The 17,594-nt window shown below is 70.3% G+C and carries 16 protein-coding genes; 15 read left to right on the top strand and 1 reads right to left on the bottom strand.

The genetic code is table 11. The features are described 5' to 3' along the window. Positions 1-16: 16 nt before the first annotated feature. The 5 genes from OHA25_RS48475 (at position 17) to OHA25_RS48455 (ending at position 6,539) form a co-directional block, all read left to right on the top strand. Entirely contained in the window at positions 17-1,414 is a 1,398-nt protein-coding gene (locus OHA25_RS48475; protein ID WP_327583606.1) for a hypothetical protein, read from the top strand. A 134-nt stretch (positions 1,415-1,548) separates the two neighbouring features. Continuing rightward, positions 1,549-3,243 (top strand): hypothetical protein, encoded by a 1,695-nt coding sequence (locus OHA25_RS48470; RefSeq protein ID WP_327583605.1) that lies wholly within the window; start codon positions 1,549-1,551, stop codon positions 3,241-3,243. A 169-nt stretch (positions 3,244-3,412) separates the two neighbouring features. Beyond that, positions 3,413-4,684 carry an ABC transporter substrate-binding protein gene (locus OHA25_RS48465; RefSeq protein ID WP_327583604.1) on the top strand — a complete coding sequence of 424 codons (1,272 nt, stop codon included), beginning with the start codon at positions 3,413-3,415 and terminating at the stop codon, positions 4,682-4,684. 72 nt (positions 4,685-4,756) lie between these two features. Next, positions 4,757-5,713, top strand: a complete 957-nt coding sequence (locus OHA25_RS48460) for a carbohydrate ABC transporter permease (RefSeq protein ID WP_305916297.1) — start codon at positions 4,757-4,759, stop codon at positions 5,711-5,713. A gap of 1 nt (position 5,714) precedes the next feature. Next, positions 5,715-6,539, top strand: coding sequence for a carbohydrate ABC transporter permease (locus OHA25_RS48455; RefSeq protein WP_327583603.1), 825 nt, complete (start codon positions 5,715-5,717; stop codon positions 6,537-6,539). 504 nt (positions 6,540-7,043) lie between these two features. Here OHA25_RS48455 and OHA25_RS48450 read toward each other — a convergent pair. Then, the gene (locus OHA25_RS48450) at positions 7,044-7,193 is read right to left on the bottom strand and encodes a hypothetical protein (RefSeq protein WP_327583602.1); all 150 of its coding nucleotides are present in this window, start codon (positions 7,191-7,193) and stop codon (positions 7,044-7,046) included. A 126-nt stretch (positions 7,194-7,319) separates the two neighbouring features. Here OHA25_RS48450 and OHA25_RS48445 point away from each other — a divergent pair, with 126 nt between their 5' ends. The 10 genes from OHA25_RS48445 to OHA25_RS48400 are packed head-to-tail and all read left to right on the top strand — an operon-like array spanning position 7,320 to position 17,594. Continuing rightward, the gene (locus OHA25_RS48445; protein ID WP_327583601.1) at positions 7,320-8,087 is read left to right on the top strand and encodes a GntR family transcriptional regulator; all 768 of its coding nucleotides are present in this window, start codon (positions 7,320-7,322) and stop codon (positions 8,085-8,087) included. 35 nt (positions 8,088-8,122) lie between these two features. Next, on the top strand, positions 8,123-9,409 hold the full coding sequence (locus OHA25_RS48440) for an extracellular solute-binding protein (RefSeq protein ID WP_327583600.1): 1,287 nt from the start codon (positions 8,123-8,125) through the stop codon (positions 9,407-9,409). After that, positions 9,406-10,323, top strand: a complete 918-nt coding sequence (locus OHA25_RS48435) for a carbohydrate ABC transporter permease (protein ID WP_327583599.1) — start codon at positions 9,406-9,408, stop codon at positions 10,321-10,323. Before OHA25_RS48440 ends, OHA25_RS48435 begins: the two co-directional genes overlap by 4 nt. Beyond that, a complete protein-coding gene (locus OHA25_RS48430; protein WP_327583598.1) occupies positions 10,320-11,120 on the top strand; it encodes a carbohydrate ABC transporter permease in 801 nt (266 codons plus the stop codon). The genes OHA25_RS48435 and OHA25_RS48430 overlap by 4 nt, the downstream gene beginning before the upstream one ends. Next, positions 11,117-13,093, top strand: coding sequence for a GH36-type glycosyl hydrolase domain-containing protein (locus OHA25_RS48425; RefSeq protein ID WP_327583597.1), 1,977 nt, complete (start codon positions 11,117-11,119; stop codon positions 13,091-13,093). The genes OHA25_RS48430 and OHA25_RS48425 overlap by 4 nt, the downstream gene beginning before the upstream one ends. After that, complete coding sequence (locus OHA25_RS48420) at positions 13,090-13,977, top strand: ROK family protein (protein ID WP_327583596.1); 888 nt, start codon at positions 13,090-13,092, stop codon at positions 13,975-13,977. Before OHA25_RS48425 ends, OHA25_RS48420 begins: the two co-directional genes overlap by 4 nt. Further along, a complete protein-coding gene (locus tag OHA25_RS48415) occupies positions 13,974-14,738 on the top strand; it encodes an SIS domain-containing protein (RefSeq protein WP_327583595.1) in 765 nt (254 codons plus the stop codon). Before OHA25_RS48420 ends, OHA25_RS48415 begins: the two co-directional genes overlap by 4 nt. Then, positions 14,735-15,427, top strand: coding sequence for an SDR family oxidoreductase (locus OHA25_RS48410; RefSeq protein WP_327583594.1), 693 nt, complete (start codon positions 14,735-14,737; stop codon positions 15,425-15,427). The genes OHA25_RS48415 and OHA25_RS48410 overlap by 4 nt, the downstream gene beginning before the upstream one ends. Next, positions 15,424-16,647 carry an FAD-dependent oxidoreductase gene (locus OHA25_RS48405; RefSeq protein ID WP_327583593.1) on the top strand — a complete coding sequence of 408 codons (1,224 nt, stop codon included), beginning with the start codon at positions 15,424-15,426 and terminating at the stop codon, positions 16,645-16,647. The genes OHA25_RS48410 and OHA25_RS48405 overlap by 4 nt, the downstream gene beginning before the upstream one ends. Next, positions 16,644-17,594, top strand: coding sequence for a phosphotriesterase family protein (locus tag OHA25_RS48400; protein ID WP_327583592.1), 951 nt, complete (start codon positions 16,644-16,646; stop codon positions 17,592-17,594). Before OHA25_RS48405 ends, OHA25_RS48400 begins: the two co-directional genes overlap by 4 nt.

Below are 17,594 nucleotides of genomic sequence, written 5' to 3'. Positions count from 1 at the left end.
GTGAAAGGTAGATCCTGTGAGTGGACCAGGCCATCAGCTCGCGGCGCGGGCCATGGCGTGGATGGACTCGCTGTGGGACCCCGAAGTGCGGCTCCTGCGCTACCCGGCGACCTCCCTCGCCAGGTCCTCGCACGCCTGGCGCACCCATGGCGTCAGGGAGACCTCCTGGTACGCGCTCGGCCTGCTCATGAGGGCCGACACCGAGCGGGCCGCCGAGGCGCTGGCTTCGGTCCTGACGCACCAGTACATGGCGCCGGGGACGCCGTACGACGGAACCTGGCGGCGCTCGCCCCAGGAGCCGCAGCCCCCCGCCGACCCGGTCCTGTGGAACGACTACGACCCGAACTGGCGCGAGTTCGTCGGCTGCACGCTCCTGCTCGTCCTGCACGAGTACGGCGAGACGCTGCCGGACGACCTGGTCCGGCGGATCACCGGGGCGCTCGCCCTGGCGGCCGGCAACGCCAGAGAACGCGCGGTGTCGCCGCACTACAGCAACATCGCCCTGATGAGCGCGCATCTCATGCACGAGGTCGGCGTCCGGAGCGGCGATCCCGCGCTGGCCGCGGCCGGCGAGGGCCTGGGACGGCAGGTCTTCGACATCTGGCGGCGGACGCGGACGTTCGCCGAATTCAACTCGCCCACCTACTACGGAGTGGACCTGTTCGCTCTGGCCCTCTGGCGCGGCAGCTCATCGCCGGTCCTGCGCGAACTCGGTGACGAGATGGAGGTCGGCCTCTGGACGGAGATCGGCCGGCGCTACCACCCCGGCCTGCGCAACCTGGCGGGTCCGTACGACCGCTCGTACGGCATGGACCTGTCCGGCTACGTGTCCCTGATCGGCCAATGGATCGCGCTGGCCGACGGCCTGGAGCGCGCGCCGCTGCCCGCCGGCGACCCCTCACAGGCGGTCCACGCGCACGACCTGTGCTTCGCCCCCTGCTTCGCCCTGCTCGGCGCCCACCCCAAGGCCGCCGGGCTGCTCGCCCCGGCCCCGGAGGAACCGCGCTGGGTCAGCACCACCGTCACCGAGTCCCCGCGGCGGATCGCCACGTCGTGGCTCGGGCCGCACCACATGATCGGCGCCCAGGACACCGGCGGCGCCAAGACAGATGCGGACGATCAGTACCACCCGGTCACCGTCCACTGGCGCGGCGACGACGGCGCGCCGCACTGGCTGCGCGTCATGCCGTCCGCCGGCGTCGACGCCACCGTGACCAAGGACGGCGTGCTCGAGGTCACCGCCGCGGGCGACCTCGAGTTCGAGTCGGACTGCCGGGCTGACGTCGGCGCGGACCGCTGGCTCCTGCCGGGCCTGTCGGTGACCGTCTCCACCGGCGCCGCCGCCAGACCCGCCCCCTACCGAATCCGTTACCCAGGCCCCCTCCGCCTCACCCTCGAGATCTCGCCGCTCTGAAGGAGATCAGCATGAACCGGCCGGCATCGTCGCCTACAACGACAGCGGCACGCCCGTGGAGTACGGCACGCACCTCTACGCCGCGGCCCGCTACAGCTTCCAGATGAACCCGCTCATGGCTGGTCGATGCAGAGATGAACGACAAACATGTTGACGCTGCGTTCACCGCGGCGGTCCAGGCTGCCCTGACCGGGCAGGTCAAGGCGATCCTCAACGAGGGCGATGGCGGGGGTCACCTGCAACACCGCCGGCTGGCCGAACGAATCCTGGCCCTCGTCGCGTACGGGCGGGACGGCCGGCTGCTCGATCACGCGGCCCGGCTCGCCGCCCGGCTGCGCGAGCTACAGGGTCCCGGTGGGTTGTTCACCGGCGGTGACAACGTCGACTCCCCGCCGGACTCCGCGTTCAGCGTCAACGATCTCGCCGACGCCCTGCGGCTGCTGCGGCGCGACCCTCCCGGCGCGGCCGAGCACCGGCTGGCGGACCTGCTCGACGACCTGCTGACGGCGGTCACCCCGGCCTTGGCGCGGGGTGGAGTGCACACCCCGAACCACCGCTGGGAGATCTCGGCCGCCCTGGCCAGGCTGCACCGGCTCGCGCCCGATCGGGTGCTGGCGGAACGGGTCGGCCAGTGGCTGGCCGAGGGAGTCGACATCGACGACGACGGGCTCTACTCCGAACGCAGCGCCAACTACGCCGCGTACGTGTCGAACCCGTCGCTGCTCACCATCGCCGAGGTGTTCGACCGTCCTGACCTGGTCGACGCCGTCGAACGGAACCTCGACGCCACGCTCGATCTGCTGCTGCCGGACGGGTCGGTCGAGACGGTGCTGTCGCGCCGCCAGGACCAGCGGCAGCCGCTGCCCCTGGCGCCCTACCTGCTCCCGCTGCGCCGGATCGCGCTGCTGCGCGGCCGCGGCGACCTCGCCTGGGCGGCCGGGCTCGCGCTGTCCCAGGGGGTCGTCTCACCGGCGCGCGCGGCCACGGAGCTGATCCTCGACCCCGGCATCGCGCGGGAGCTGCCGGAACCCGTCCCGCCCCGGAGACCGCGGCAACGCGTCTTCGGTGCCGCGGGACTGCTCGTCGACCATCGGCCCGCGACGACGACCGTGGTCTTCGGCGGTTCCGACTATCCGCGCCACAGACGCATCCGTTCCGGGCTGGCGAACTCCCCGACGTTTCTCCGCCTGTTCGCCGGGGCGGCCGTCCTGGGAGACGTGCGTCTCTCGCGTGCTTTCTTCGGCCTGGGGCCGTTCCGCGCCGCCCGATTGCTGGTCGAGGACGATCAGGGGGGCACGACCGCGATGCTCACGGAATCCGTGTCGGCCTCCTACTACCAGCCGATGACGGATCAGAACCGCGACGCGCGCGGCCACTACGGGCTGGTGGACGATGGCCGGTTCAGCTCGGCGATGGACTTCGGCCTGCGCACGCGGGACGAGGTCACGCTGACCACCGCCGTCCACGTGGCCATCACGGACACCGGGACCGACCTGACCGTCGACCTGGCGGGCCCGGCCGTGGACTGGGCGCTGGAGCTGGCCTTCCGGCCCGGCGGGCGCATGACGGGCGCCGTGGCCCTGGACGAGCACGCCTGGCAGCTCGACCCGGGCGAGCCCGCGGTCTACCGCGTTGGCGACGACTCGATCACGGTCACGGTGCTCGCCATGTCGATGGCCGCTTCCCATGCGGTTCCCGCGTACGAGCCCGGCGAGGAGTACCGGTTCCTCGGGGGCACCGACGCCGTGTCGGGAGAGCGGCTCTACGTCGCCGGACGGATCCCGGGAAGGTTGCGTTTAGGTCTCGCAGCTGCTCATGACTCGGGATAAAACCGCAGCTAGTGAGCTTTGTCCTGATGTCTATATGTCAAAAGATCTTAAACAGCTTACGTACTGACTATTGACCCGGCAAACGCTTTCCAGTTACCGTCCCACGCCACAGGCAGACAACGTTCAAGGAGACGCCATGACGACTTCTGCGACAGCCCGGAGACGACTCATGCGCTGGCGTTGGCTGCCAGTGACCGTCGCCGCGGCGATCGCCCTCACCGCATGCGGTTCCAGCTCCGACGCAGGCTCGGGCGGGGACTCCGGCGCCAAGAGCATCACCTTCTGGCTCTCGGCGAGTTCGGCCCAGGCGCAGGGCTACCACGACCTGGCCAAGGAGTTCCAGGCCAAGGAGGGCGTCACGGTCGAGATCGTCAACGTCCCCTACGACGGCTACCAGGACAAGCTGCGCCAGGCGGCGCAGGCCAACTCCCTGCCCGACGCGGCCAGCGTGCCCTCGCTCGACACCATCTGGATCAACCAGCTCCAGGACCTCGCCGCGACGGCGAACGCACCGGCCAACAAGATCAACAAAGACCTGCTCACCGTCCAGGACGGCAAGGTCCTCTGCATCCCCTCCGACCTGACGGCGGCCGGCCTGTTCGTCAACAAGACCCTGTTCGAGAAGGCCAAGGTCGAGATTCCCGCCGACCCGAGCCAGACCTGGACCTGGGACGAGTTCCTGGCCGCCACCAAGAAGGTCCGCACCGCCACGGGCGCCAAGTACGACCTGGTCTACGACCAGTCCCCCGCGCGCATCAGGGCCTTCATCTACGGCCACGGCGGCAAGGGCTTCCAGCTCGGCGCGGACAACAAGTACGCCACCCCCGACGACGCCACCGTGCAGGCGATGTCGAAGTTCGCCTCACTGAACGACGACAAGGTCATGCCGAAGTCCGTCTGGGGCGCGGGCGCCGACCCGAACGCCCTGTTCAAGAGCGGCCAGGTCGTCGCGTACTTCTCCGGCGTCTGGCAGGTGGCGGACTTCGCGGAAAGCATCACGAGCTTCGACTGGGCCAGCGCGCCGACGCCGGGCCCCATCCACGCCACCGACATCAACCTCGGTGGCAAGGTGGTCGCCTTCAACAACGGTGACAAGGCCGAGGCCGCCAAGAAGTGGGTGGACTACATCTTCCAGCCCGCGAACTACACGAAGCTCGCGCAGATCAACGGCTACCTGCCGGTGGAGTCCGGTCTCACGCTGAACTACCCGTTCAAGAACCAGGCGGCCCTGGACGCGTTCCAGCTCTACCTCAAGGAGATCGAGCTGGCGGACCCGATCTCCTCCTCGGGACACCAGAACGGGACGAAGCTCCTGCTCGCCGGCAAGGCAATCCAGGACGACCCGACCAAGGACGAGATGGCCAAGCTGATCAACGGTCAGCAGGACATCAAGAAGACCGTCGACAACATCGTGTCGGGACTCAACCAGCAGGTCGGCTGATCGTCCGGCCCGCCGGCGCTTCCCCGCGCCGGCGGGCCGAGCGTGGACGAATGCGGAAAAGAGGAGAGCACAATGGCGGAGAGTGTCCCACAGTCGACGGGGCTCGCCGACGAGACATCGGCCTTGATCGCGTCGCGGCGGTGGCCCCGCCGACGGACCCGGCGGCATGACCGCTACACCCTGGCGCCCCTGCTGCTCATCTCGTCCAACCTCGCCCTGTTCCTGCTCTTCTTCGTCTGGCCGGCCGTCATCGGCCTGGGATACTCCTTCACCAGCTACACGGGCGTCGGCTCGGCGCCGTTCGTCGGTCTGGACAACTACCAGCGACTGCTGAACGACGAGGCGTTCTACGCGGCGCTGGTCCGTACCGTGATCTTCACGGTGGCCGTCGTTCCGCTGACGTACGTCGCCGCGCTGAGCGCAGCCGTGCTGCTCGTCAGCCCGTACAGCCGTGGCAAGCCGGTCGCGCGGGTGATCTTCTTCGTGCCCTGGCTCATCTCCCCGATCATCGCCGGTGTCATCTGGCGCTGGATCTTCGGTGAGAACTTCGGGCTCGTCAACTACGTCATCATCGCGCTCGGCGGCGAGGCGGTGCCGTGGCAGTCCAACGCGAACCTGTCCCTGATCATCGTGGTCATCGCCGCAGCCTGGGGTAGCACCGCGGTCAACATGCTGATGTTCGTCGCGGCCATCAAGAACGTGCCGACCGCGTACTACGAAGCCGCGTCCCTGGACGGCGCGGGCGCGTGGGCCAAGTTCCGCCACATCACGCTGCCCTCGATCGCGCCCACGTCCTTCATCGTGATCCTGCTCACCACCCTGCACTCGATGAAGGAGTACGCGCTCATCCAAGCGGTCAACGCCGGAGGTCCGGGCACCGAAAACAACCTGCTCATCCAGTACATCTTCACGACCGGCTTCCGCCGCGCCCAAATCGGCTACGCGAGCGCGGCGTCCTTCGTGCTCATGCTGATTCTGATGATCATCGCTATCACGCAGTTGGTCATCAACCGCCGGAAGGACTCCTGAGATGGATTACCTGCTGCCGAAGAAGGTCTGGGCGACGGCGGCCCTGTGGTTCATGGTCGCCCTGTACGGCATTCCCGTCCTGTGGTTCCTGCTCAGCTCCTTCAAACCGGCGGGAGAGCTGTTCTCCTATCCGCTGACCATCTTCCCGAAGCAGCCGACCATCTCCGGCTTCACCGACGCCTGGACGAGCTTCGACTTCAGCCGCTACTTCGGCAACACCCTCATCGTGGCCGTGTCCGCGACCCTCATCACCATCGTGACGAGCGCGACCTGCGGGTACGCCCTGGCGAAGTACACCAACTGGTGGCTGCGGGCGTTCACCATCTGCGTCCTGGCCACCACGATGCTGCCGGGCGAGGTCATCCTGTCCCCCCTGTTCCTCATCGTCCGCGACCTGGGCCTGTACAACAGTCTCGCCGGCGTCGTGGCCCCCTCGGTGATCACGGCGACGGGCACCTTCCTGTTCCGCCAGTTCTTCCTGAGCGTGCCGCGCGACCTGCTGGACGCGGCCCGCATCGACGGCAGCGGGGAACTGTCGACCTTCATCCGGATCATGCTCCCGCTCTCCCGGCCGATCATCATGACCCTCGCCATCATGTCGTTCCAGTGGCGATGGAACGACTACATCTGGCCCCTGATCGTCCTCAACGACCCGAACGAGTTCACCCTGCAGATCGGCGTCGCGAGCATCGTGGGCGCGGAGAACGTCAACTGGTCCGTCCTGCTCGGGGCGTCGGTCCTGTCCATGATCCCCCTTGTCGTGATCTACCTGATCTTCCAGAAGTACGTGATGAACGCCGACCTCAGCGCGGGCCTGAAGGATTAGTGCCTGTCTTCGATGATCGATACTCTGGCCTCATGGGCGACGGTGAACCATCTCTGCGGCTGACAGATGTAACAACCACGTTGGACACGGCACTTACGGCCCTGAGAGCCGCAGACGCCGACCTCGATCTTGGACGGGATGGCTCCTGCACTCGGCTATGAATGCTCGCCGCCTTCCAGCGGAACGCCAGCAGATGATTCAAGATCGCCTCGCAGGTACCCTCCCTGCCTGATCGTCCCCGTGCCAGTCTCCCGGGCCAGTAGTACTCTCAGGCGGCTCGCGGCGCAAACGCTGGCTTTCGGGTCCATGCCTGCGGCCTTTTCCTAGTTAGCCGCCTGGTCATGAGCATGATCGAGGCAACGGTCAGGTGCGACGGTCTGCGTTCGAAGTCGACCACATTGCGACGAGCGTTCATCAGCCGGGACAGGGACCTCTCGACGATCCAACGTCTTGCGAGCACTTTGAACCCCGTCTGACCAGGCCGCTTAGTTACGATCTTCAAGGTCAGGCGCAGAAAGCGGCGGCCCACTCCACCAGCGTCCCGGCGTAGGCGCTGTCGCCCCAGACCAGGGTGAGCTGCGGGTGCAGCATCCGCAGTCGGGCCAGCAGTTCCCGGGCAGCGTCGCGGTCGGGCTGCCCGGCTGGCGTGACCATAGAGAGCCGCGTGGACCTGGGCCTAGGCCACGAGCTTACGCCTCTGCGGAATCACATGGTTGACACTCGCCCAGTGAGCAGAAAAGATACGGTCGTCCGTACAACTTAGGCTTAGGCGGAGATGTCATGACCGACTGGGAACGCAGGCTGGCGCTCGACCCGTCAGCCGCGGTGCCGCTCTACTACCAGCTGCGTGAGCGGCTGCGGGCGGTGATCCGCGACTGCGAGCCCGACACGATGATCCCCGCGGAGAAGGACCTGATGGTCTACGCGGGCGTGAGCCGGGCCACGGCCCGGCGGGCGATCGGGGACCTGGTCCAGGAAGGGCTGCTGGTGGCCAGGCAGGGGAGCGGCACCTACACCGCCCCGCAGGCCGTAGCCCCCGAGCTGGGCTCGCGGCCGGTCGGGTTCACCGAGACGATGGCGCGGCTGGGCCGCAAGCCCGCGACGCGGCTGCTCAAGGCCCACCTCCAGCAGGCCGGGCCCGACGCCGCCGCCGCGCTCGGCGTGCGGGAGGACCAGGAGATCGTCTTCATCGAGCGGCTGCGCCTGCTCGACGGCGTGCCCTGCATGCTCGAGAGCGCCCACCTGCCCGTCGAGCTGGTCCCCGGCATCCTCGACGAGGACCTGACCGGCTCCCTCTACGACCTGCTCCGCACCAAGTACGGCCTCAGCCCCACCAGCGGCCGGGAGACGATCGGCGCGGTCAACGCCGACTACCGGCTCGCCGAGCTGCTGCGCGTGCCCATGGCCGCGGCCCTGCTGGCCACCGCCCGCAGCACGTGCACTGAGAGCGGGATCGCCCTCGAATACACCATCCGCCACGCCCGCGGCGATCTCACCGTCTTCTCCGTGGAGCTCAACGACCCCAACAACGCACTCATGGGCCAGTAACCCCCCTATACCGGCCCACTACCGGGAGGTCGAGCATGACCAGGTTGACCCGCCGTGCCCTGCTCAGAACCGCCACTCTCGCGACGGCGTCCGGCCTGCTCGCCGCCTGCGGCTCGGAACCGGCCGCCCCGGTCCCCGCCGACGGGGTGCCGCGCGGCAAGCTCTCCGTCTGGCTGCACCAGACCAAGGCGTACGACAAGGTCTTCAACCCGCTGCTGCACAGCTACATGCAGGAGTTCGGCGGCGTCGACATCACCCCCTTGTACGTGCCGGTCGACAAGCTCGACGCCAAGCTGCTGACTGCCTTCGCCGGCGACGTCCCGCCCGACCTGGTCAAGATCGGCGGCTGGACGATCCCGGGCCACGCGCGCAAGGGCCGGCTCGCCCCGATCATCCCCAAGGCCATGGGCGTGGCCGACGAGAAGGCGCTGGTCCAGGCGTACGACGAGCACGCGATCGGCTCGCTGTCGTACGAGGGCAAGCTGTACGGCGCCCCCATCGACTACACGATCTGCTACCTCTACTACCGCAAGGACAGGTTCGCCGAAGCCGGGCTCGACCCGGACAAGCCGCCCACCACCTGGGAGGAGGTCGCCGAGTACAGCAAGCGGCTGACCTCGGCCGACGGCAAGAAGGTGGGCCTGCAGTGGATCCTGGGCAGCCCGCAGTGGACGCTGATGCAGCTGCTCGCCCTGGTCAAGGGCAAGGGCGGCACGATACTCAGCCCTGACGCCACCAAGGCCACGCTCGCCTCTGACGCCGGGGTCGAGGCGCTGCGCTACTACGGCAGCCTGGGCAACCCCAAGCTATCGAACCCGTTGTCCGGGTTCGGGCTGTTCGCCACCGGTGAGGCGGCCATGCTGGTGTCCGGGCTGTTCGGGATGGACCTGTTCCCGACGCTGAACCCCAAGCTGACCTTCGGCAAGGGCTTCGACATCGCGCCGATGCCCCGCTGGGAGTCGGGTCAGCCGGTCGCGCCCGCCTACACCTGGGGCTGGGCGGTCGCCCAGAAGTCCAAGCTCCAGTACACCGCCTGGCACTTCATCGAATACCTCCAGCGCGAGGACGTGGCCGCCAAGCAACTCAAGAACGCCAGTCTGCTCACCCCGGTCAAGGGCTGGGAGAAGCTGCCCGGGGCCGATCAGAAGGCCATCGACATCATGGCCGCCGCCGCCCCGCACGCCGACTTCGGCCCGCAGACGCCCGTCTGGAACGAGATGGCCAAGGCGCTCACCGACGCCGGCGACGCGGTGGCGTTCGGCAAGAAGACGCCCGAGCAGGCCGCGGCCGGCTTCGACCAGGCGATGCGGATCGCCCTATGACGCTGTCGCTGGGGCTCGCACCTCGCGTGGCGCGGGTCTCGGGCAACGGGCAGCGCTGGGCGGAGGCGCGCACCGGCGCCCTGCTGTCCCTCCCCGCCGCCCTGTACTTCCTGGTCTTCTGGTTCGTGCCGTTCGTGTCGGCGGTCTACCTCAGCTTCACCAGCTACGACCTCGCCGGCGCCCCCGAGTGGACGGGCCTGGACAACTACCGCAGGATGCTGGACGACCCCGGCTTCTTGAACTCGGCCAGGGTCACCGCCGTCTACACCGTCGGCTCCGTGGTGCCCTCGATCGTGCTCGGCCTAGCGATCGCCGTGCCGCTGAGCAAGCCGGGCCGCTACAACGCCTTCCTCCGTGCGCTCGTCATGATCCCGGCCGCGATGCCGCTGGTGGCCACCTCGCTGACCTGGTCGGTGATCTTCGCCGAGGACGGCCTGGCCAACGCGCTGATCGGGCTGGCCGGCGCGGAGCCGAAGACGTGGCTGACCGACGAGGGCCTGGCGCTCTGGGCCCTGGTGATCATGACGACGTGGAAGCACCTCGGCCTGTTCGTGATCATCCTGACCGCGGGCCTCCAGGGGCTGCCGCTGAGCGTTTTCGAGGCCGCCGGGCTCGACGGGGCGGGGCCGGTGCGGATCTTCTTCCGCATCACGCTGCCGCTGCTGCGCCGCACGCTGCTGTTCGTGTTGGTCATCGCGGTGGTCGGGGCGATGCAGTCGTTCGTGCCCGCCTTCCTGCTGACCAAGGGCGGCCCGGCGGGCGCGACCGAGGTGCTGCCGCTCTACATGTGGGCGACCGGCTTCACGTTCGAGCGCATGGGCTACGCGTCGGCCATCGCGATGGTGCTGCTCGTGGCCATGCTGATGCTCTCGATCGCGCAGTTCCGCGTGCTGCGGGGAGGCGAGGACGGGTGAAGGTCTTACGCGGGACCGTCTTGACGCTGGTCGTGGCCGTCATGCTGCTGCCGGTGTACGCGATGTTCGCGGTCTCCTCGGCCTCGGATGCGAGCGACCTGGGTGGGCTGTCGTTCGACGTCTCCCAGCTCGGTGCGCACGTGGCGCAGCTGTTCGGCCAGGGCGGCTTCCCGCTCTACCTGCGCAACAGCCTGATCCTCTCGCTCGGCATCGCGGTGCTCGAGGTGATCCTCTCCGCCGCGGGCGGGTACGCGCTCGCGCAGCTCCGCTTCCCCGGCAGTCGCGCGCTGTTCGCGGTGATCGTGGGGACGCTGTCGCTGTCGCCGATCGTGGTGCTCGTGCCGATGTACCTCATCGTCAAGGCGCTGGGCTGGATCGACACCTTCCAGGGCATGATCGTGCCGTTCATGATGAGCGCCTTCGGGGTGTTCCTGGTCCGCCAGTTCGCCCTGGCGCTGCCGCGCGAGCTGCTGCTGTCGGCGCGCGTGGACGGGGCCGGTGAGCTGCGCATCTTTGCCCGCATCGGCGTGCCCCTGCTGCGGCCCGCGCTGCTGACGCTCTTCCTGCTGCAGTTCCTCGCGCAGTGGGACAACTTGCTCTGGCCGCTCATTGTGGCCAACAACCCGGAGCTGTGGCCGCTGCCGGTCGGGCTGTCGCAGCTCCAGACCGAGTACGACTTCAGCATCGGCCTGGTCAGCACCGCCGCGCTGATCACGGCGGTGCCGCCGCTGGCGCTGATGTTCCTGCTGCAGCGCTACTACATCGCCGGGCTGACCCTGGGAGGGGTGCGCAAATGAGCTCGTACGGGGAGTGGACGACGGCGTACGGGCTGCCCGCGTTCGCGTACACGCTGGACCAGGAGCGGGACCCGCGCGCCGAGTGGGACCCCGTGCTGGACCCGCCCACGCGGCGGCACTTCGCGCACGTGGGCAACCGGCGGATCACGCTGGTGTCGGACAACTACGGGCTGAGCGACCTGTTCGACGAACACACCGGCCTGCTGTGGCTCACCCGGGGGACCGGCGTGACCCGCGTTGGCAAGCTTTCCACCGATATTTCAGGATCTGAGCGGATCTTCGGGCCCGCCTTCACCATCGTCCGGGTGGCCGACGAGCGGGTGGCGCTGGAACGCACGGTCCTCTGCCCGGAGGGCGAGCAGCCGTGGGTGCTGATCAGGCTGCGGGTGCGCAACCTGCTCGACGCGCCGGCGCAGCTGGAGCTGACCGAGGCGTGGGCGGCCAGGACGGCCCGGGTCGAGCTCATCACCGGCGCCGCCGACGCGGACGACCCCGGGCTCGAGCTGGAGCTGATCGGCGGAGCCCGGACGCGGTCCGGACGGCTCGCGCTCCCGCTGGAGCTGGCGGCGGGCGAGGAGCGGGTGCTGGACCTCCGCTACGGTCTGCTGGGTTCCACCTCCCAGACCGCGGCGTTCGAGGGGAGCCTGGAGGCCCTGCGCGCCCGGCTGCCGCGCGCGTCCGCCGCGCGGGCGCCCGAGGCCGAGCGGGAGATCCCTTGGCACGCGGCCCTGCTCACCGGCGCCGCCTGCGCCGACGGCGTGCTCGGGGGCCACACCCTCGACCAGGGATCCTGCTACTCCTTTCGGCACGGCTTCAACGGCGCCGCCCGTGACCCGCTCCAGCACGCGCTCCCGCTCGTTCACATCGAGCCCGACCTGGCGCTGTCCGTGCTGCGCAACACGTGCGCATGGGGCGGACCCGACGGCGACCTGCCCTATGCGCTCGGACCCGACAAGCGGCCCTGGACCGACCTGTTCCGCCCGTCGGACCAGAACCTGTGGGCCCTGTGGCTGGCCGCCGAGTACCTGAGCGCGACGGGCGACGAGGCCGCCTTCCACGCGGACGTGCGGTACCACCCGATCCACGAGGCGCCCGAGGTGCCGCTGCGGGAGAACCTGCGCAGGCAGTTCAGATTCTTCGCCGATGTGGTCGGACGGGGCGAGCACGGGCATGTCCGCATCCTCAACGCCGACTGGAACGACATGGCCATCACCGAGAGTGGCGTGCCCCGCGAGGTGATGATCGCCCAGGGCGAGTCCGTCCTGAACTCCGCCATGGCCGCCTGGGTCCTGCCGCGCTACGCGACGCTGGCCGAGCGCCTGGGCGACGACGCGACCGCCGCCGAGGCCCGCAAGCTCGGCGAGGAGCTGCGCGAACTGGTCGCGGGGGAGTGGAACGGGCGCTGGTACCGCCGCGCGTACGGCCCGGGAGCGGTCGTCGGCGACGACGATCTGTGGCTGGAGGTGCAGCCCTGGGCCGTTCTGTGCGGCGCCGCCCCGCCCGAGCGGGCCGTGGAGCTGCTGCGCACGATCGAGCGGACTTCCGCCGCCGATTCCCCTTTGGGCGCCCGGCTGCGCTGGCCCGCCCGCGACGGGTACGGCCCCGGCGGGGTCGGCACGATCTGGTACGCGATCAACATGACGCTCGTCTGGGCCGCCGCCGAACACCTCCCCGACCTGGCCTGGGACTGGTGGCGGCGGATGACGCTGGCCGCGCATACGACCGCCTACCCGGACGTCTGGGAGGGCACGCTGTCGGGCCCCGACGCCTACCTGGCCCCCGAGACCGGCCGCCCGGGGCGCACCTGGGACCTGGCCGAGGTCGGCGTGGCCATGCAGGCCTACCCGGTCGCGAACCTGCACAGCCACTCCCAGCCGCTGCTGGCCTACCTGCGGCTGCTCGGTGTCGAGCCCTTCCGGCGGCCGCGCGGCGGGGCCCGCTTCGCCTCCCGGGCGCTGGAGGTCGGGCCATGACGGCGCTTGGGATCGACGTCGGCGGCACGTACACCAAATGGGTGACGCTGGAGGGCGACGCGGTCTCCGGCTCGGGCACCGTCCCCACGCCGCCCGGCCCCGAGGAGACGGTGAAGCTCGCGGCCTCGCTGGCCCCGCACGCCGAGTCCATCGGGATCGGGCTCCCCGGCCACGTGGACCGCGAGACCGGCACCGCCCTGTTCGTCCCGAATCCGCCGGGTGACTGGGACGGCTACCCCGTGGGGGCCCGGCTGCGCGCGCTGACCGGGGTCCCCGTCTCCGTCGTCAACGACGCCCGCGCCTTCGCGCGCGCCGAGCTGGCACTGGGCGCCGCCCGTGGGCTGGCCGACGTGCTGTTCGCCGTGCTCGGCACCGGCGTGGGCGGGGCCGTGGCGCTGCGCGGGGCCGTCCTCGTCGGGCCGCGCGACAACCTCGGCGAGATCGGCCACGTCACCGTCTCCCCCCGGGGGCCGGTCTGCTGCTGCGGCAACCGGGGCTGCGTGGAGACGTTCGCCGCCGGACCGGGCATCGTGCGGGCCCTCGGCCCGGGGGCGGCGGCGAAGATCGCCGGGGCGAAGGCGCAGGTCACCGCGGCGGAGGTCGCCGAGGCGGCCAGGGCCGGGGACGGGCGGGCGGCCCAGGTGTTCGAGCAGGCCGGATGGGCGCTCGGCGTGGCGCTGGGCGACGCGGCCGCGTTCTTCGGGGTCGGCTCGGTGGTCGTCGGCGGCGGCGTCTCCGGCGCGCTCGACCTCATGCGAACCACCCTGCACACCGAACTCGCGCGCAGACGACCGCTGATCGGAGACGTCACTGTGCTGCCCGCCGTACTCGGCCAGATGGCGGGGGCCATCGGCGCCGCACTCTACGGGAGGAGATCTGGATGAAGTGGATAAGCCGCGCCATGGAGCTGCTCGGCGAGATCGAACGGACACAGGAGGACGCCCTTGCCGAAGCCGCTCGCATCGCCTCTGAGGCGATACTCGGCGGAGGAGTGGTGCATACGTTCGGAACCGGACATTCGCGGATGGGCGTGGAGGAGATGTTCCCCCGCTACGGCTCCTACCCCGGCTTCCACCCCATCGTCGACCTGTCCACGACCTTCTACACCCAGGTGGCCGGCTCGAACGGGATGCGGCAGGCCATGTTCATCGAACGGGTCGAAGGGCTGGCCGAGGCCATCCTGGCCAACTTCGAGCTGCGGCCGAGCGACGCGGCCATCGTCTTCAGCGTCAGCGGGCTGAACGCCGTGCCCATCGAGATGGCCATGGGCCTGCGCAAGGCGGGCCTGTCCGTCGTGGCCGTGACCTCGATGAACGAGACCATGGCCGTCGAGCCCGGACATCCCAGCGGCACCCGGCTGGCCGACCACGCCGACGTGGTGATCGACCTGCGCACCCCGGTCGGCGACGCGCTGTGCCACGTCGAAGGGCTGGCCGAGCCGGTCGGCCCCGGCAGCACGCTGGCGGCCGTCTCCGTGGTCAACGAGATCAAGGTCCGCACGGCCGAGCTGCTGGTCGCGGGCGGCTGGACGCCGCCGGTCATCTCCAGCGCCAAGCTCGTCGGCACCTCCCGCTCCGACGAGCTGTTCGAGGCCGCCTACCTTGAACACGCGCGCCGCGCCGCCGCCGTGCTCAGGAAGCCATGAGCGCCGTCCTGGTGGCGGGCTCGGACGGCGGCATCGGCCGCGCCTGCGTGGAGGCGGTCGAGGCGTCCGGCGCGAGCGCGTACGGCGTGGACCTCGCTGACGGCATCGACATCACCGAGCCCGGCGGGGTCGAGAAGGCGCTGGCCCAGGCCACAGCCCGGCATGGGCGGTTGGCCGGCGTCGTGCACGCGGTCGGCATGTCCGGCCGCAGGCTCGGCGACGGCGGTGTGGCCGAGTGCACCGACGAGGCCTGGCACGAGGTGCACCGGGTCAACCACGAGTCGGTGTTCCGGCTGCTGCGCGCGGCGATCCCCGCGCTGGCCGAGGGCGGGTCGATCGTGGTGATCGGCTCGGCGCTCGGCACGTCGATCGACGACGACTTCCGCACCGTGGCCTACGCCTCGGCCAAGGGCGCGCTGATCCCGCTGATCAGGACCGCGGCCCGCGAGGCCGCGCCGCGCGGGGTGCGGGTCAACCTGGTCTCGGCCGGCCTCGTGGCCACGCCGATGAGCGTCCGTGCCCGCACGTCCGCCGCCGTCCAGGCCAGGATGCCCGCGCTGATGCCCCTCGGCGCGAGCCCCTGTCGGCCGGAGGAGGTCGCGCAGGCCGTGCTGTGGCTGCTCTCGCCCTCGTCGGGGCGGACCACGGGCGCGGTCATTCCCGTCGACGGAGGGTGGCATCTGCGGTGAACGTCCTGTGGGAAGGCGACGTGGTCGTCGCCGGTGGCGGCAGCGCCGGGTGCGCGGCGGCCGCGGCGGCGGTCCGCGCCGGCTCGTCGTGCCTGCTGGTGGAGCCGGCTGGCTTCCTCGGCGGCACCGGCGTCGCCGTGCTCGACACGTTCTACGGCTTCTACGCCCCCGGCCCGGTCTCGCGGCGGGTCGTCGGCGGGATCGGCTGGGAGGTGTGCGAACGGCTCTTCTCCGCCGGAGCCGCTTTCGAGCGGCCCAACACGTACGGGGCCGGCACCGGCGTCACGTATGAGCCGGAGGAGCTCAAGCTCGTCTGGGACGAGCTCACCTCCGGCGCCGGCGTGCTGCTGCACGCGCGGGTGTGCGCGTACGTGCCGGGGACCGGGGTCGAGGTGGAGACCGTGGCCGGTTGGTTCCTGGTCAAGGCCCGGGTGGTCGTGGACGCGACGGGCGACGGCGAGGTCGCCTGGCGGGCCGGGGCCACGCTGGAGCGGCCGAGCATGCGGTCGCAGCCGATGACGGCCACGTTCCGGCTGGGCGGGGTGGACCTGTCCGCCACCAGCACGGCCGAGCTGCACGCGCTGATGGCCGACGCCGACCTGCCCAGGCGCGAGGGCTCCGTGCACGGGACCGTCAACGACGGGATCGTGCACACCAACCTGACCAGAGTGAGCGGGCTTGCCCCGACCGACCCGTTCGAGCTGTCGCGCGCCGAACGCGAGGGACGTGCGCAGGTGCGGGAGTACGTCCGCTTCCTGCGGGCCAAGGTGCCCGGGTACGAGTCGGCGGTGCTGCTGAGCACGTCCGTGCGGATCGGGGTGCGGGAGTCGCGGCGGCTCGTTGGACGATATGTCCTGACTTCTGATGATGTGTTGGCCGGGAGGGATTTTCCCGACACGATCGCCCGGTGCGGCGCCCCCATCGAGGACCACGCCGCCGGGGCGGCCACCCGGTGGGAGTACGTGCACGACTACGGGACCTACGGGATCCCGTACCGCTGCCTGCTGCCGGTCGAGGTTGACGGGCTGATCGTCGCGGGGCGGTGCCTGTCGGCCACGCACGACGCGCACGCCTCGGCCCGGTCCATGGGGCAGTGCATGGCGATGGGGCAGGCGGCCGGGACGGCGGCTGCGCTGGCCGTACAGGCCGGGGTGGAGCCTGCGGCGGTGGACGTGGAGCTGCTGCGCGCCCGGCTACGCGAGGAAGGAGCGCTCCTGTGACGGTTCGCACGGTGCTGGGGGACGTCGAGGAGATCGGCGTCACCTATGCGCACGAGCACTTTTTCATGACCGGTGACTGGCCCGTCCGCAACGAGCCCGACTACCGGCTCGACTCCCTGGACGCGGCCGTCGCCGAGGTGACGGCGGCCCAGCGGCTCGGGCTGTCCGCAGTGGTCGAGATGACGCCGCTCGGGTTCGGCCGCAGCCCGTCGCTGATGAAGGCGCTGGCCGAGCGGACCGGGCTGCACGTGATCGCGGTGACCGGCTTCCACAAGAGCACCTACTACAGCGACGCCCACTGGCTGCGCCGCTACTCGCCCGACGAGATCGCCGAGCTGCTGGTGGCCGAGATCGAGCTCGGCATGGACGAGTACGGGCTGGTCGGGCCGCTGGTTCGGCGGTCGCCGGCGCGGGCGGGAGGCATCAAGATCGCGACCTCGTACCACGCGTTCGGGCGCGGGGTGGAGCGGCTGATCGGCGCGGTGGCCGCGGCCGCCCTCCGTACCGGCGTGCCGGTCGTCACCCACTGCGACAAGGGCACGATGGGGCACGAGCTGCTGGACGCGCTGTCGTCCGACGGCGTGGAGGCCGATCGGGTGGTGCTCGGGCACATCGACCACAATCCCGACGCCGGATATCTCGCCTCATTGGCGGAGAGAGGCGCTTACTTGGCCTTCGACCGCCCCGGGCGGATCAAGTACGGACCCGACAGCGAGATCGTGGCGCTCGTCGCCGAGCTGGCCGGGCGCGGGCTGGGGCATCGGCTGCTGTTCGGCATGGACCTGGCGCGGCGGTCGTACTGGCCGGGGCTGGGTGGCGGGCCGGGGCTGACGTACCTGCTGGAGCGGTTCGTGCCGCGGCTGGAGGCGGAGGGGCTCGGCGAGGCGGCCAAGGCCGCGCTGATCGCCAACCCGCGCGCCGCCTTCGCACTACGGCCGGAACGTTAG

This window comes from Nonomuraea sp. NBC_00507 (assembly GCF_036013525.1).
Lineage (GTDB): Bacteria > Actinomycetota > Actinomycetes > Streptosporangiales > Streptosporangiaceae > Nonomuraea.
This window is presented reverse-complemented; position numbering and strand designations above follow the sequence as displayed.

Coding starts and splice junctions, on each gene's coding strand:
- OHA25_RS48470 (WP_327583605.1), top strand. CDS start 1,549: ATGAACGACAAACATGTTGACGCTGCGTTCACCGCGGCGGTCCAGGCT.
- OHA25_RS48465 (WP_327583604.1), top strand. CDS start 3,413: ATGCGCTGGCGTTGGCTGCCAGTGACCGTCGCCGCGGCGATCGCCCTC.
- OHA25_RS48460 (WP_305916297.1), top strand. CDS start 4,757: ATGGCGGAGAGTGTCCCACAGTCGACGGGGCTCGCCGACGAGACATCG.
- OHA25_RS48455 (WP_327583603.1), top strand. CDS start 5,715: ATGGATTACCTGCTGCCGAAGAAGGTCTGGGCGACGGCGGCCCTGTGG.
- OHA25_RS48450 (WP_327583602.1), bottom strand. CDS start 7,193: ATGGTCACGCCAGCCGGGCAGCCCGACCGCGACGCTGCCCGGGAACTG.
- OHA25_RS48445 (WP_327583601.1), top strand. CDS start 7,320: ATGACCGACTGGGAACGCAGGCTGGCGCTCGACCCGTCAGCCGCGGTG.
- OHA25_RS48440 (WP_327583600.1), top strand. CDS start 8,123: ATGACCAGGTTGACCCGCCGTGCCCTGCTCAGAACCGCCACTCTCGCG.
- OHA25_RS48435 (WP_327583599.1), top strand. CDS start 9,406: ATGACGCTGTCGCTGGGGCTCGCACCTCGCGTGGCGCGGGTCTCGGGC.
- OHA25_RS48425 (WP_327583597.1), top strand. CDS start 11,117: ATGAGCTCGTACGGGGAGTGGACGACGGCGTACGGGCTGCCCGCGTTC.
- OHA25_RS48420 (WP_327583596.1), top strand. CDS start 13,090: ATGACGGCGCTTGGGATCGACGTCGGCGGCACGTACACCAAATGGGTG.
- OHA25_RS48415 (WP_327583595.1), top strand. CDS start 13,974: ATGAAGTGGATAAGCCGCGCCATGGAGCTGCTCGGCGAGATCGAACGG.
- OHA25_RS48410 (WP_327583594.1), top strand. CDS start 14,735: ATGAGCGCCGTCCTGGTGGCGGGCTCGGACGGCGGCATCGGCCGCGCC.